We start from the raw sequence: 14,778 nt of genomic DNA on the forward strand, positions 1-14,778 counted from the left end.
TCCCGAAAATGCGATTCTGAGCTTGCTTAGAGAACAGAACAGGGCTTCCGGAACGGCGACGTTTTGGGGGCTCTTTTCTTTTGCGGGCTACATATCCTTTTTGTCGTGGTTTTTTGCCTGATGCGCCTCGTAGAGCGCGGGTAGTTGTTCGAGCACGAAAGAGGCGAAGTCGGGAGTGGCCTTCTTGTCGATCATGATTTCGAGCTTCGATTTATTGTTCTTGATCTGGGCCAGGCGCGTACCCCCGGGCGTCGACATGACGCCAGGAAGGCCCCGCTCCAGCCTCCGTGGCTTCAGATAGGACAACGTCTGCTTAAAACGTTCTTCTGAGGGCAATGCGCCCAGCGAACGCGCGAATGCGATGGTGTTGGAAGGTTGATCTGTCTTTACGAGTTGATCAGCAAGCTGCTGCCAGCTCGGGCGGCCAACACCTGGAGCCGGGCCGATTGCCTCGATCAATTCAGGAGGCAGAACGTCGACAATCTGAAGCATGATGGAAAGCGTACTCTTGTCGAGTGACATGGAGGACATGATGACCTCCCGTGAGAACCGGTCCTTGAGTCGAGATGCGAAGCGGGCTTTCTCGATGAAGGTTAGATCCTCGCGCTCATTGTTTTCCTGCCCTTGCGCGATTACCAGCTGCTCGTCGGTGAGATCACGAACAACGGCTTTCACCGCAAGGCCCAACTCCTTGACGGCGCGAAGACGGCGATGGCCGAAGGCCACCTGATATCGACCGGGATTGTCCGGGTGTGGCCGAACGAGAATGGGAACCTGCTGTCCCTGTTCCTTTATCGACGAAACCAGTCCTTCTATTCCACCGGGTATGCGGTCTTGAACGAAGGAGGGTTCAATAAGCGCCGTCTCCAGATCGATAACAGACTGTCCCTCTGCCAGTTTTCGTTCGATCTCATTGGCGCGTTTGCTTCGATCGTTCAGATCGCCGAGCGTTCTGGTGACCGCAGCCATCGGCTTCGACTTGCCCGCATCCAGAAATGGCCTCGAATGCGGGGGCGGCGGTACGCTTGACTCTTGTTTTCCGTTGCCGTGAAGGGAGGAGAGGAGGTTTTTGCGGCTCATGATCTACCCCAGGTAGCGTTGATCAAAGACTCGATCTCTGCATTGACATTGTTCATAGATTCAAGTGCCCGATCGTATGTCGAGCGGGTGAACTGCGTTCGCTCAACCTCAAAGAGCGTCTGATTTGTAATCCCGGCATCCGATATGGCCGTGCTCTTGAGCATTGGATTGACAAGCACATCCTCGCCAAACATTGAACGCAGAAAGGCAACCATCTGGTTTTGTGGCCCGTCGGTCGGCTCGAAGCGGGTGATAAGATAGCGCATCCAGTTGTTGCGATCTTCCGCTCCGGCTTCAGCGATCTCATCAAGCAGCGCGCTCATCATCGAGAGGAACTGGTTCATGGACATGACGTCCAGCATCTGCGGATGGATCGTGATCAACACGGATGTCGCAGCGGTGAGGGCTGAAAGGGTTAGAAAACCGAGTTGGGGAGGGCAGTCGATCACCACAACGTCGTACGCGTCGGCGACTTCCTGGATTGCGGCCTGCAGGCGTGCAAAGAACAAGATATCGTCTGGCTTGCGCTGAAGGAGTGCTTTTGGTGTATCATGTTCAAACTCCATCAGTTCCAGGTTGCCCGGGATGACATGGAGGTCCGGAATATAGGTTCCTCGGATAATTTCATGAATGGGCCGACGTTCATCATCGTAGCGTATGGCGCCGTAGATGGTCTCGTTTGGGCCGACGTCCATTTCCGGCTGATTACCGAACAGCGCTGACAGGCTGGCTTGTGGATCCAGATCGATTGCCAGGACGCGGTAGCCGCGCAAGGCAAGATATTGCGCGAGGTGGGCGGTCGTCGTGGTCTTGCCGGAGCCACCCTTGAAATTCATGACTGAGATGATCTGAACCTCTTCACCTTGACGGCGATGAGGCAGATAGCGGCCGCTGGCGCGGGTAGGGCGGTCGAGATAGTTGCGGATTGCAGATATCTCCTGGACGGAATACATTCGCCGTCCGCCTGCGACCACAGGACTGAACTCTAGCTCACCGCCTTCGGAGGCTTTTTTCTCCAATTCTACCGCAACAGTGCGCAGATACCCTTCCGCGACGCCCAAAAGCTTGGCAGCTTCCGATGGGGTGAACGCCCTTATTCCCTTGCGGGCATGAGGTGGGAATATATTTGAGTGATGTTCCTGGAGCTTTGCCGAGAGGGAATCCGCGTGCTCACGGATCCTAGATCGTAACGGGGATATGGGGCTCGGTTTGGCCTTTGCGGTATTCATCATCTTCTCGCCTGTCAGATGTCACATGCGCAGGCAGGCCATTCAATGCCCAAACTCCGCAGATGATCAATAAGACCCGATTTCCGCGGTTCGGCAAGGGATTTAAGGTTAACAAGGTCTTAACACGATAGGCGCTTCAGGGGCTTAGTGCAGTCCCGCCGTTTATAAATCCCGGTAAAACAAGGCTTTTTGGCCGGGTCGTTCACGAAACCGAGGCAGAATAAAAAGAGTCGATAAAAAGGCACTATTCGAGGGCCTACGCAGTTTCACCCGGTATTTTCGTGACATTGGATCTTTTTCAGCAGGAGTGAGTCGGTGATTCCCTGTTTGTGAGCGCATACGAACGGACGGGCGGCGAAGCGCGCAAGGTCCCTCGGCGGTCCCCTGGTAAGCCGCAGCGCTGCTGATCAGTGGCAGAGACATATATCATCGTCCAGAAGTCGGGAGACATCTGGGTAAGCGTTAGCCAACGCGGTGGGGGCTTTCAGCTCAACAGCCATCCACCGGCTCGTCCAATATATGCGTCGCGGTCCTTTGCGGGACCGGGGATGTCGAGATCCAGTGCACCGAGAAGCGTGCGCATATTGGAGGCAATGAGGTCGGCAAGTGGCTTTTGCCCACCCCTACCAAGCCGGTCCAGGTGTTCGGCAAGCTTGTTTGCGATCTCTATAGCGTATCTTTTAGAGAGGCGCCGGCGCGCCGCTGCACTCGGAATGCCCATCGTTTTGAGGAAGAGATCGAAGTCTTCGCCACTTATCTCGTCCAGCGTTGTGGCTTCACCTATCCTGTACGCGAGTTCGTCGGTGAGAGTGTCGTCGAGGCGCGTGGGGAGAATGTCGTAACGGGGTGAAGTACGGATCCTCCCACCTGGCTCATGGAGAAGCGCGAAGTTCTTTGCGTGGCCATCCACGTTTCCGACGAACAAGTCAAAAAGCGTCGCTTGAATGAAGAATTCTCGTTCTCCCGCAGGATCGTCTGTCGCATTGAGAATTTGCCGGACCGCATCGACGTCGAAACGACGGCCGAGAGCCCCTCGTCGTTCGTATTTGAGAGTCGAAGGCAGACCAAGGGCTTGCGCAAAGTCCTCCTGGTGAATTCGTACAACACGGCCATCTCTGTCGAGCGCGCGGTCAAACCGCGTTACCAAAAGCACCTCGATGCCAGCGAGTGGAAGTAAGGAGACATCGGCTGTAGAAAATCCGACCGCGTGGGACAATCGCATTGCCTCATATTCAAGAGACCCGTCACGGACATGCTCTTGGTCGGGAACCTTCAGGATATGTGTCGTCGGTGCACCAGTACCTGGTATGGGCTCGGCGAGAGATCCGTCCGGCAGGAGAGTAAGCGCGATTTTGCTCTGCATGCCAGCAAGAGGGGAGGGGTCATCCGTGCCGGCAGGCAATCGCCGCCGCTTGTGAAGCGAGTCGACGATCGCGATCAGCCGGTCGTCGTCAAGGCGCTGGTAGTCTTTCTGATAATCGCCTGGCACCTTGGTCGGAGGTGAGCCAGAGGGTAGAACCGAAAGCGCTCCTGCACAATCCTTGCCGAGATGGAACAACAAGCCTGCAATATCATCACGAGCTATACCTTCGCGAGCCATGATGTCGGAAAGCGCTCCATCACGCTCTTGAAGCAAATTATCAAAGAAGGGCCGAGCAACGGCTTCGTCAAACGGCTCTGCCGTTAAGGGCAGGGAGAAAGAAAGGGAAATCGCCCCCGGCTGTGATACATAATCTCGGTCGTAGGCGAAGGCCAAGCCGCCGCGTTGATCGCGGACGAGCACGCCCACCGGGCTTTCCGAACTGTCCAAGCGGACATCGAGAGCGAGTGTTTCCATTACAGTGACCGGTCGCGCGCAATGAGGGATATCCCGGCCGCCCGAGCGACCTGAAGAACTTTCGCGAATTCCAAAGTCGGCTTGCCGTTTTCGAGTTCAGAGAGGAAGCGGCGTCCAACGCCCGCCAGATCTGCAAATTCCTGCTGGGATAGTTTTCGACGTTCCCGGAGGCGACGGACCATGTTTCCGAGATCTTTGGTGCTATCGAGTTGGACTTCCGGTTGCGCAAAGGTCTCTGGACTTGCTTTTTGTGCGGCAATCGGGGCATTCGGCGCTGGCTGGGCAGAGAAATCCGCCAATTGCTTGGGCAAGGATGCCTTTATCGTTGCGGAAATATTCGGTAGGTTCAGATTAATCTTCGGCAACGCTTCAGTTAATTTGGCAGCCAGACCGGAATGATGTGATAATCGCCTTGCAATGTCTGAGGCAGACTCGATCGACTTGATTAGGTCGTTGTTCGAGGCAAAACTCTCATTGAGATCCTTCAAGGCTTTTGCCGGTGCGTCGATCGAGGCGAGTGTGCGGGCCAGCTCGATTGCCGGACTAGCTTGGTTGACCAGTTTCTGGATGTCGTTTAGCGAATCAAGCGTTTTCTTTGGCAATTTCATCACCCTTTGCTCCTGATCGGGAACATATCACCTTCAGTGGTTCGCCGCAAGATAGCCTGCACCCTTACGGGATCACGCGCGATATATGATACTGTACGGGATCAGAATCGCGACGACTGCTCCACTTAAAACAAGTTGGTTACCGCTCGGGAGCAAAGCCATCGGCCGGTGGGCTAAAGACGTCGGTACCTCAATAAAGCGGCACCGAGGCGAAGCATTCAGCTAACAGGGGGCCGGAACAAGATCTGTTTTCACTGACATGCGGCTTTTATCAACCAAAGACAGCTACGGTATCTTTCATGCGATTCTTCGGTCAGTCCCGGAGGAGATAATGATGTCTGAAATGATGCTGGCGATGCTTTCCAATATTCGGACGGTTGAAGACATGGTCGTTGGGTTCCGGGACGAGGAGCGTTGCCGTCGCTTGCTGGAAAGCATGGTATGGCCGAATGGCAGGATCTGCCCCGCCTGTGGCTTACAAACGTTCGACCGCGATAGCTGGCCGCGGCATGGGCAAACGCCGAGCGCGGCCGGGTCTTTACCAATGCTCTAGCGGTGATTGCCGCTTCCAGTTCACCGTGACAACCCATACACCCCTGCACGCTACGAAGCTTCCGTTGCGCACCTGGCTCAAGGCGATGTGGCTGTTGCTGCAGTCGGATAAAGGCTTATCCTTGGTCCGTCTCGCCGAGACGCTTGGCGTTAGCCAACCGACGGCCTGGCGGATCGGTCATGCGTTGCGCCTCATGGTGGCGCGCGAACACATGCTCGACGGCACTGTGGAAGTCGACCATTCCTATCTTGGTGGCAGAGCGAGAAAACATCCCGATGATCCGCCACCCGGAAGGGGCCGCAAGGGGCAGGCAAAGACGGAGAAGACGCCGGTCATGGCGATCGTGCAACGACCGACAGATATCACCCCGGGCTCAAGTGCCGGCGATGCCCGTGCGGCTGTCGTTACCGGCCTTTCGTTGCGTGCTGCAGTTCGAGCAGTTGCAACACAAGTTGAACTTCGAGCGCATTTGATGAGTGACGAGGCAAAGGCATTCATTGCCATAGGCGAAAGCTTTGCCGCACACGAGACAGTCAACCATTCCAGCCGCGAATATGTCCGGGATACCGTCCACGTCAATTCAGCCGAGGGGTTCAATGCAAGGGTCCGGCGAACCATTGCATGCGTTTTTCATCACATCAGCCCGGAACTTGCCGATCTATATTTTCACGAAATCGGCTTCCGATGGACGCAGCTCGTTGTTACTGGCCAAGCAGTGCGGAAAAGCCGAAGCGGCAAGGAAAACAAGAAGATTCTTTGGTCACGTGTACCTCCTGCACTACAATTGCAGCAGGTCTTCCGCGCTGCTACCGGCCGCCAAATGCGCCGTAGTCATAGCGGAGGCATTACCATCAAATCTGCCGTGGCTGTCTTTGGTTGATAATAGCCGCGTGTCTGCAGGAACAAATCTTGTGCCGACCCGGAATATGCATATGGATCAAGATCACCCTTTTGAGTGCGCGCTTCTCGATCCAGCGGAGCGCCTTTTCCCCGCTCGGCAGATTTCCAGAGCCAGCTCTATTTTCCCGAAAATTCCCGTAGTTTGTTCATCACGACACTCCGGATGGATTGCCATTCAGAAATGTGGCGATATGAGAATCGGATTTCGATCGGTGTCGCATTCCACAATTTCCCATAGTAGGTGCAACGAGGATTATAGTGGGCGTGCGTCATAATTACCTTGCACGCGACGAACGCATCCTCACCGGCATCGTCCACCGAATATGAAATCCATGAGTTTTCATTAAGCTTATCGTGCCGGCCTAGGTAATTGGCTGCCCCCAGAAGCTTCAGTCCTGCCGGTTCAACGACATCCACGTAATTTACGCCCAGTTTGTTCAAATCACCGACGTCGAAAAATCGTGTTCCACGATATATTTCTTGCTTCACTTTCCATTGTCGTTCAGCCGTGCAACTGCCGGGTCTGGTAGAGCAGATACGCCATACAGTAGCAGTGATCAGATCTCTGTATGTTTCAGGACCGGGTGCCCTTCCGATAAATCGATCTCTGTTTTCTCGGCTGCGCATGACAAAATCCGGATAGAGGCCCTCCACACTGAACCCAGATTTAACCTCGTGAGGAAGCACGTCATCCGGCTCGATTATCGTATTGAGGTAATTGACCGGAATCGTATAGCGAACACCATCAAGGATGAGTGGAAGAGTTTCCGACGGATCGACTATCGTACGATGATCAATGATGCGAGGCTTGCTTTGCGCAGCCGCCATTTCCGGCTGCGCCAGTAAAATCCCGCCAAGCAGCATAAGCACGCTTTTCACGAGTACTCCTCTAAGCTGCCGCAAACCAGACATCGGCCATGACCCTGCGACCCCCATCTGTCGTCTCGTAGCTCGAAACGTCCGCAACGAAGTTGCCGTTGTTGATATACGGCTCGTTCACATAGGCCAGATTGAAGCTTTTAATGTTCAGTTGATCGAGCGTATAAACCTCGTCAAGCGAAGATACCCCATTCCCATCAAGGTCTCTCCAGACCCGCAAACTGGTAAACATCGGGTCGGACTGGTCAAGAACCGAGTCGCTGTTCACATCCAGTCGCTTCAGGGCGTCGAAGCCCCGTTCCGATGCTGATCCGAAAAGTTCTGAACCATTTGTAGCGACACCATCCTCATTTTTATCGAGGAACAAGAAGCCATCATCTGCCGACAGCCAACCATGAACGCTTCCGGTAGGATCAAGGAAGGAAGACGAACTGTCCAACAGAGCGATTGTTTCTATTCCGTCACCGTCGAGATCGAGCACCACAGGATCAAAAAAGTTCCAGTAATATTCAACGGCATCATTGATCATGTCCTGTGTAATCTTCGCGACATCTAATTCTTGCTTAGACAGTATGGTCATTCCTCCGCCACCGGGAAAATCCCCCATATACTCAACAAATACACCTTCATCATCGGACCAAATTTTAATTTTCGCCATGAATTGTTGGTACTTGGTGGAGAAATCGCGGTAGTCTCGAGTTAGCTGTATCCATGCTCCCATGTCGCCGTTATTCGGGGAGCGCAGATCAGCATTCGCCATACCCCATGTACCTGTCACGGTCGAATTATTAAGAACCGTTTCATCCATATACCCTTCCACAAGCAAACCGTAGAATGCGGAGGTCTCGTAAAGATAGTGGCCGAGAATATCGTTTGCGCCGTCGACAAAGTCAGAGAGGTACATCTGGATGACTCTGACACCTGAAAATGCGTCAACGACACCAGAGGCAAGCGATTCAAGAAAACCGCTGGCGGCCGCCCCTATCCCGGTCGGAGAATACAGGTGCTGAGACCAGAATGTGATCGGCATATTGTCGATCATCCATGCGGACGAATTCGCCGTCGCATCGTTTATCGTGCCGCCAGCGTTATACCATTCATGACGATGTGCATCTGCTTCCGCGCTAGATAACGTCACCATCTGATTGAAGAGGTCCTTGTACGCAATAAGGTTTACTATCCCGCTTTGGGATAGCTGGTTGTTCCACCATTGCTCGGGATTCGGATGGCTATTCAGAACTATTTCAGCGGTCCAAGCCTCCGCTGGTAGCCCATTCGCCTCAAAAACCACATTGTGATATTCTTGAATTTCAAGATAGCTTAATGAGTGGTCGGAAAGACCTAGATTGTATTTTGCAAGCCGCATTTCGAAATCAGCGCGCGCCAATTCCTCGGATACTTTCTTCCACGTGGCGTCCCAATTGCCTTGTGCTAAGGCCGGGTTCACGCTGTTTGTCACTGACCATGCGAAGGCGTTGGCAATCTTTCCCGAAAAAGAGTCATTTCCCACAACACCTGCAGCGAGATTTCCATAACCATCTCCCATGGATGCGAGGACAACGTAATATAATTCTATGCTGCCACCTTCCTCCAATATCCATTGCAGATCATCGATATCGACTTCATTCAGCGTATATCCCACAGCCATTACCCCTCAACCATAGCGATAGCGTGAATGAGCATTACGTGACTAATTGAGTCAAGTTTATTTTTTCAAATTTGAGACCGGTTCCAGTTGGGGCGCAATGACAGTGCGCTGGGAGACCGGCAAGGTAAGTTCGACCTAGCGTGTCCGTGGGAACAGCTCTTGTTCTGACCCGTGGGTAGGAGGATGGCGATGCCATTTCGAGCTAGGGCGAAGGAAGCCGGTATGCGCGGTGTCATTCGAACCAATCTGCAGCACTGTCACCGCTTCCAAAAGCGGTATTGCAACTGGAGCAGCCCGAAGATCAAGCAGGCGCAACACACGTTGAGCCTACCCAGTTGCGCTTTGCATATTGATGTTTGGACATCATAATAACCTTGCCGCCCGTCCGCTTCGCCGCGTGGCGTTGTTGTAGTAGCTCGACGCCTGTTGCACCGAGCGATGACGTGATTGTTCCATCGCTTCGGGCAGGGGAACACCGCGATTGGCGGCCTCCGTCAGGTAGCCCGACCGTAGCCCGTGGGCGGAAAACTCCCCAGGATCCAATCCAGCCATTTCCGCCCGCTGTTTGAGTATGGCATTGATCGACTGCGGATCGAGGGCGCGCTTCGACACTGTACCCCAACGCCCGATCCCCCGAAATATGCTGCCACTGTCGATCCTGGCAGCCACCATCCAGTCGTTCAGCGCCTCAACGGGGCGGCCGGTCAGATAGACGACGTCATCTTGCTCACCAGTCGAGGTTTTCGTCCGACCGAGATGAATGGCAAGTGAGGGGAGGGGAGGGCCATCGGCCACTTCGATCGGTGCCTCGACGCTCAGCTGCTCAATCCTAAGCCCTGCGATCTCGCTGCGCCGGCGGCCGCCGGAGGCGAAGGCGACCATCAGGATGGCGCGATCCCGCAGGTCGCGCAAACTGTCGGTGGCGCAGGTCGCCAGCAGCTTTGCCAGCACATCGCCGGTAACCGCCTTGGCGCTTTTTCGGATTCGCTTCCGCGGCACGGCGCGCACAGCGAGGCGAATGGCGGATTTGAGGGGAGGGGAGGCGAAGACGCCGGAAAAACCGCGCCATTTGGTCAGTGTTGACCAGCTGGCCAGCCGGCGGCGTACGGTGTCAGGCGCGTGTGGACCGGTCGATTTTAGAAAACCTTGATCTCGCAACAGCTGATCGACGTCGGCCGGCATGCCGTGATCCGGATCATTTTCGCGCTTTTCCGGATCCCAGAGATGATGGGCGACGAATTTGAGCAGCAGCGCTTCGGGCGCCGGCCAGGGCAGCGATTTGCGCGTGGCGGCCAAAGCCCAGGCTTCGAGATAGGCGAGATCGGAGGTCAGCGCGCGCAAGGTGTTGGCGCCCATACCTTCGTTGACGAGGTGGCGCAGCGTTTCGACATCCTGGTCGGTCAAAAGCTCGGCCAGTTCGTCACGCCGGTCGATCGGCAGCACCGAGGCGATCGTGTCGAGTTCGACGGCACGGCGTTCGACGCCGGACAGGACCGCGGATTTGTTGACCTTCGCCATCAGGCCGTCTCGGGCTGTGGCCGCCAGCGGGCGATGATTTTTTCGATCTCGTCACGATAGTCGGTGGGGTAGACGACATCCTCAGCGCGGGCGAGGAAGGTAAAAATCGTCGCCATGTCTTCAGAAATTTCGCGGTCGACATTGGCAAGGTCGGTCAGGTCAAAACCACCCAAAACCTCGGCGTTCCACCAGGCCAGCAAAAAACTGGCGACCCGGCGCCCTTGGCCGGTATCCTGGTGAGCGACATTCAGCAGCTTTTCGAGGGCGAAGCGGACGCGATCTTCCATGTTTCGGAGCCTTTCGGAGCGAGATTGGGCCCAGGATATGGTGATTTGCGGGCTTTGTCGATCTATCATCGATAACCTATACTTATCGATGGTTATAGGCTCACCTACCAATTATAGCAAGTGAGGAACTATAATATTTAGATAGAGTTCTTATAAGAAATCATTTACCATAAAATCAATGGCTTATGATATCACGAAAATCAGCATGAATGCCCTGATGCGGCCGGCTTTTGACGCCGGTGTCGCCCTGACTCGGCTCGACGAGCGCATCGCCCGCTCGCCCGTCGGCGCCGGCTTCCTCGAACGGTCGCAATATGCCGACGCGTGTGCCTCGCTGTGGATCGACGGCGAATTGGTGCATCTCGAAGACCTCGTCCTGCACGACGCCACCCGCGATATCCGTACCCCCACCCACGAACTCACCATCGCCCGCGATGTGCTGCGCACTCGCCGACGGATTTCTGGCCAATCGCCTAATTGGGCGTTGTCCGCAGAGGGTATCCGAACGTTGCGACAAACCCAGGCGTGGCCTGGACCATCAGACGGTCCTGACAGCGCTGCGAACGACCGCAGAGTTGAGCCTGCACAGGTGGTCGAGCCGGAAGGGGAGGGGGACGACAAAGATCTGCCGGGCGTCGACCTCGCGGCCATCGATGCGCTGCTCGCGCGATCTGACGCTGCGATCGAGCACGCAAAACGCCCCGACCGGCCTGCGGTAGACACCCGCGAGCGAGACCCTCTCGTCTATGATCTCGACTGGGACGAAGATGCGCGGCTCGACGAATGGCGCGGTGTGCTGCGCCAGGTCGAACACCTGCCGGCGGTGCTGCAGGCGGTCGTCGCCCTCGATGCCTGGAACGAGTTGTCGGTGCTTCAGCGCGCCCCCTGGCTCGGCCGGCTGCTTGCCGCCTCGATCCTGCGCCAGTCCGGCATCACCACCGGCACCCATCTCGCCGCCATTAACCTCGGTCTCAAAACCATTCCCGTCGATCGGCGCCGGCATCGTGATCGGGAGACCCGGCTGCTCGCCATCACCCACGGCATGATCGCGGCCGACGAGATCGGCATGAAGGAGCATGACCGGCTGGCGCTGGCCCGCACGCTCATGGAGCGGAAGCTGGAAGGGCGCCGCACGTCGTCAAAGCTGCCGGAACTGGTCGAGTTGGTGATGGCAACGCCATTGGTGTCGGCCGGGATCGTGGCCAAGACGCTCGAGGTCACGCCGCAGGCGGCGCGGCGGATCGTTTTGGAGCTCGGCCTCAGAGAGATGACGGGCAGGGGGAGGTTTCGGGCGTGGGGGGTTTTGTGAACCAAAGCGTGGGGATCAAGCGAAAGACAAAGCAATGTCACGATCTCTCGCCAGGCTGCCTCTCCCAGCCTCGCATCTGCCTCATCGCTTCCACCATGGGCATGAAGGGTCGATCGAGGGGTATTCTCACCGGGAAGCAAAATCCTGTGCCCGCCTCGCTGTCGATTATGAGAGATACCTGCATGCCATATTCTTCCCGGCGTCGGGACAGCTGCCGGGCAAACACGTCCGACGGCCAGAGCGGCCTTGATCCAATACCCACCAAGCCAAGGCCTCACATCGAGCGGCGCGTCGACTTCGCATGCCGACGAAAGAATCTTACCAACTACCATTGAAATCTCCGAGATTTGTGATAGTGGTTTTGAGATTGATTGGTTGATGAAAGAGATTTCGGTGGAAGAGGGCGACGACAACGGTGCCAAGGAACGGGAAGTTCGCGATTATTATGCCCAGCATCTGGGCAGAGCGCGTCCGCACGAACACTTGGCAAAGAAGGAGCAGGGATACGTTCTGTCACGTCTGAGAGCAGACATGCGGACGATTGACCTCCACGACACGATCCGTGAATGGGAATTCAAGCTTCACGCAGACTATCGCGCGATCGGCCAAATTCTCACTTACGTCGCACTTGCCCGGAAAGAACTCGGCTTCCGGGCCGTCCGGGGAGTCGTCGCTGCATTTTCTTTTGCCGATGAAGTCTCTCTGGCAAACGAGGTGATGAATCTGAACCTTGAACTCGTCACCCTTCCCGATTGGATGCGCGGCGCCGGCAACGTCACCGGCCGGACGACGAAATTTATGCTTCCTAAAATACCAAATATCCAAACCAGAGCGAGGAACGACAATGAAAATTCCTAATCTTACACCCCAGGTCATTCACACGGATTCCATTCCTAAGGATGCAGCTTATGGCGGCTTGAGGATCCTCAGGGTTCAGGACGATCCGCAGGCTCTGCAGGCCATGCAGACTGGGGCTTACGAGTTCCAGTCGCCGGCGGCAGGATACAGCAATGTCAATGGCATCCTTTCGAGAAAAGGATTCATCGCAAAAGCCGGCCAGTCGCGGGTAGCCGTCACACTGAACATTTCGCTTCAGACCTTTGTCGATCTCGTCAAGTACGATCCGTCGAACCCGCCGCCACAGGATTACAATGCCCTTGGCATGAAAGACATGCACGATCGCACCCAGAGCGACTTCAAGGGTCAGAAGGCGGCGAACAAGAACGACTTCAAGGACTATCTGCTTGAGGGCATCCGCGGCGACCGCACGCTGTTCTTGCCCACCATATCTGGATGGCAGTCGTCTAAGGTGTTTGACAGGACCGTATTCGTCGTTCTGGACGAGACCAATCCGCATGGTCTCTACGGGATGGTCTATCTTCCCAAAGCACCCATCATGCAGGCAGACGGGCAGACACAGACTGCGGCACTTTTCGCCGTAGCAAATTCCAAGGATGCGATCGAGGCCGGCGCTCTGGACGACATGATCATTACGCTGGAAGTTGAACTCAACGTCGACGAACGCAAGGCCGGCCAGAGTTTCGCTGATCGCAACGGCAGGGGATCAAAGAAAAACAAGAATCTGGTCATCAGCCTGGATACCTCGTCTGCCCTCAGCGAACTGCGCTTTGCTGCTCAGCAGGGCACGGTTTTCGAGGAAAGGCTTGCGACGGGCCGCAATACAAGCACGAGCGAAACCGCCACGAAATATATCGTCGATCTCAGCACCATGGAGCAGATGCTGCTGAACGTTATAAGCCAGGGTCGCATCAAGCCAGAACATTTCAAGCGGTTCCACGTGCCCTATTTTGAACCCTTCGCTAGCGATTTTCTCACAATGCTTGGCGAGCAATTCTCGGCTCAGTGGCTGGAAAACACCCCGGCAAACAGTGATCCATTCCGTCGCATCTATGTGCACGGCTGGCCCTTCGCTCTGAAGGCGATTGCATTGGCGTATCATCGGGCGCGTATTGATGAAATTGGTCCACTGGCTGCGGCAATCGGTGTTCCTGACGCCAGCAAAACCGTCGATGAAGCGTTCAAGGCGGAAGTTGAAAAGCAAAAGAGCAACTGGGAGCAAAAGCCTGTCATATCGCTTGATGAGTTGCGCGAACGTCTCACAAAAATTCGGTGGGAACGGTATCGCAAGCATTGGACCGATCTGACCGGAACGAAGATCAAGGATGGCAAGATACGTCGCCTTCCCTTGAAAAGCACCGGCGGCAAAGATATGGCCGTCGGGCAGGCACAGAACACAGCATACATTATCAACGCTGTCGTCGATAAAATCCTGTCTGACAAGTGGATTGATCTGACTCAGACCATTGACGCGTAGTCAAAAATCGCATTGAGAAAATAGGCGCGATTTCGCGCCTATTTTGCGTTCTCACGGGCGTTCAGTATCCATGCTCGGACGTCCTCTAGCGAGTATAATCCGACCTGGCTTTTCCCCGTTTGTCGATCGGAGACATCCCAGTAAGTGCGAAATGGACCCCTAGTGTAACTGCGGCCTGGTTTCCGCGCCACCTGGAACCGGCCGTTATCGGCCTGATAGCCATCGGTTGTACGTTTCAACGCGACTTTCGGTTTTTCTCTGCTCATTCTGGTGCCTTTTATATCGTGTACATGATATTACAGGCATAACATGTACACGATATAAGGTCAATAACATGTACATGATTTAAGGTGATCTTGACTCGAAATATTTCGCGTGCGATCCCGCAAGCCATGGGCCGCAAAAAGAAATTTTCGGAGAATATCAACCTAACCTTGCCCGACGGTGCAAGGGCGCGCATGGACGCGTATCTACGGCCGGGCGAAGATCGGCTGGCCTTTATAAGGGCGGCGATTGACGCTGAGATCTCCCGCCGAGAGGGTGAAAAACCAAACGATGTCAAGCCGTCGTCATAAGGTCAGAACGATATGGTTCG

The 14,778-nt window shown here is 55.3% G+C and carries 11 protein-coding genes and 1 pseudogene; 4 read left to right on the plus strand and 8 right to left on the minus strand.

Going from position 1 to position 14,778, the window contains the following annotated elements:
- Nucleotides 1-87: 87 nt before the first annotated feature.
- From repB to DA915_RS29190, 4 genes are all read right to left on the minus strand, one after another.
- Nucleotides 88-1,080, minus strand: a complete 993-nt coding sequence (gene repB / locus DA915_RS13570; RefSeq protein WP_107676133.1) for a plasmid partitioning protein RepB — start codon at nucleotides 1,078-1,080, stop codon at nucleotides 88-90.
- Nucleotides 1,077-2,312: a plasmid partitioning protein RepA gene (gene repA / locus DA915_RS13575; RefSeq protein WP_107676134.1), complete on the minus strand. Its 1,236-nt coding sequence runs from the start codon at nucleotides 2,310-2,312 to the stop codon at nucleotides 1,077-1,079. Before repA ends, repB begins: the two co-directional genes overlap by 4 nt.
- 481 nt (nucleotides 2,313-2,793) lie before the next feature.
- Nucleotides 2,794-4,146, minus strand: a complete 1,353-nt coding sequence (locus DA915_RS13580; RefSeq protein ID WP_107676135.1) for a HipA domain-containing protein — start codon at nucleotides 4,144-4,146, stop codon at nucleotides 2,794-2,796.
- Nucleotides 4,146-4,754: a type II toxin-antitoxin system Y4mF family antitoxin gene (locus tag DA915_RS29190; protein ID WP_244600711.1), complete on the minus strand. Its 609-nt coding sequence runs from the start codon at nucleotides 4,752-4,754 to the stop codon at nucleotides 4,146-4,148. Before DA915_RS29190 ends, DA915_RS13580 begins: the two co-directional genes overlap by 1 nt.
- Before the next feature lie 334 nt (nucleotides 4,755-5,088).
- On the opposite strand from DA915_RS29190, the pseudogene DA915_RS13590 reads away from it, so the two are divergent.
- A pseudogene (locus DA915_RS13590) lies at nucleotides 5,089-6,187 on the plus strand (IS1595 family transposase).
- A 137-nt stretch (nucleotides 6,188-6,324) separates the two neighbouring features.
- On the opposite strand, the gene DA915_RS13595 reads toward DA915_RS13590, so the two are convergent.
- The 4 genes from DA915_RS13595 to DA915_RS13610 all read right to left on the minus strand — a co-directional run bounded on the left by DA915_RS13595 (nucleotide 6,325) and on the right by DA915_RS13610 (nucleotide 10,539).
- A complete protein-coding gene (locus DA915_RS13595; RefSeq protein ID WP_153064547.1) occupies nucleotides 6,325-7,086 on the minus strand; it encodes a hypothetical protein in 762 nt (253 codons plus the stop codon).
- 10 nt (nucleotides 7,087-7,096) lie between these two features.
- Nucleotides 7,097-8,734 (minus strand): hypothetical protein, encoded by a 1,638-nt coding sequence (locus tag DA915_RS13600; RefSeq protein WP_107676137.1) that lies wholly within the window; start codon nucleotides 8,732-8,734, stop codon nucleotides 7,097-7,099.
- 363 nt (nucleotides 8,735-9,097) lie between these two features.
- Nucleotides 9,098-10,252 (minus strand): site-specific integrase, encoded by a 1,155-nt coding sequence (locus tag DA915_RS13605; RefSeq protein ID WP_192886487.1) that lies wholly within the window; start codon nucleotides 10,250-10,252, stop codon nucleotides 9,098-9,100.
- A complete protein-coding gene (locus DA915_RS13610; RefSeq protein ID WP_107676138.1) occupies nucleotides 10,252-10,539 on the minus strand; it encodes a hypothetical protein in 288 nt (95 codons plus the stop codon). Before DA915_RS13610 ends, DA915_RS13605 begins: the two co-directional genes overlap by 1 nt.
- 169 nt (nucleotides 10,540-10,708) lie before the next feature.
- Here DA915_RS13610 and DA915_RS13615 point away from each other — a divergent pair, with 169 nt between their 5' ends.
- The 3 genes from DA915_RS13615 (at nucleotide 10,709) to DA915_RS13625 (ending at nucleotide 14,183) form a co-directional block, all read left to right on the plus strand.
- Complete coding sequence (locus tag DA915_RS13615; protein WP_107676139.1) at nucleotides 10,709-11,848, plus strand: RHE_PE00001 family protein; 1,140 nt, start codon at nucleotides 10,709-10,711, stop codon at nucleotides 11,846-11,848.
- 378 nt (nucleotides 11,849-12,226) lie between these two features.
- A complete protein-coding gene (locus tag DA915_RS13620) occupies nucleotides 12,227-12,706 on the plus strand; it encodes a hypothetical protein (protein ID WP_107676140.1) in 480 nt (159 codons plus the stop codon).
- The gene (locus tag DA915_RS13625) at nucleotides 12,693-14,183 is read left to right on the plus strand and encodes a hypothetical protein (protein WP_107676141.1); all 1,491 of its coding nucleotides are present in this window, start codon (nucleotides 12,693-12,695) and stop codon (nucleotides 14,181-14,183) included. The genes DA915_RS13620 and DA915_RS13625 overlap by 14 nt, the downstream gene beginning before the upstream one ends.
- Nucleotides 14,184-14,778 lie beyond the last annotated feature (595 nt).

The sequence above is a fragment of the Agrobacterium sp. LAD9 genome, from assembly GCF_003031125.1.
Taxonomy (GTDB): domain Bacteria; phylum Pseudomonadota; class Alphaproteobacteria; order Rhizobiales; family Rhizobiaceae; genus Agrobacterium; species Agrobacterium radiobacter.

What these genes read in the sequence shown, in the direction of transcription:
- repB (WP_107676133.1), bottom strand. Translation starts at nt 1,080, where the DNA reads ATGAGCCGCAAAAACCTCCTCTCCTCCCTTCACGGCAACGGAAAACAA.
- repA (WP_107676134.1), bottom strand. Translation starts at nt 2,312, where the DNA reads ATGATGAATACCGCAAAGGCCAAACCGAGCCCCATATCCCCGTTACGA.
- DA915_RS13580 (WP_107676135.1), bottom strand. Translation starts at nt 4,146, where the DNA reads ATGGAAACACTCGCTCTCGATGTCCGCTTGGACAGTTCGGAAAGCCCG.
- DA915_RS29190 (WP_244600711.1), bottom strand. Translation starts at nt 4,754, where the DNA reads ATGAAATTGCCAAAGAAAACGCTTGATTCGCTAAACGACATCCAGAAA.
- DA915_RS13600 (WP_107676137.1), bottom strand. Translation starts at nt 8,734, where the DNA reads ATGGCTGTGGGATATACGCTGAATGAAGTCGATATCGATGATCTGCAA.
- DA915_RS13605 (WP_192886487.1), bottom strand. Translation starts at nt 10,252, where the DNA reads ATGGCGAAGGTCAACAAATCCGCGGTCCTGTCCGGCGTCGAACGCCGT.
- DA915_RS13610 (WP_107676138.1), bottom strand. Translation starts at nt 10,539, where the DNA reads ATGGAAGATCGCGTCCGCTTCGCCCTCGAAAAGCTGCTGAATGTCGCT.
- DA915_RS13620 (WP_107676140.1), top strand. Translation starts at nt 12,227, where the DNA reads ATGAAAGAGATTTCGGTGGAAGAGGGCGACGACAACGGTGCCAAGGAA.
- DA915_RS13625 (WP_107676141.1), top strand. Translation starts at nt 12,693, where the DNA reads ATGAAAATTCCTAATCTTACACCCCAGGTCATTCACACGGATTCCATT.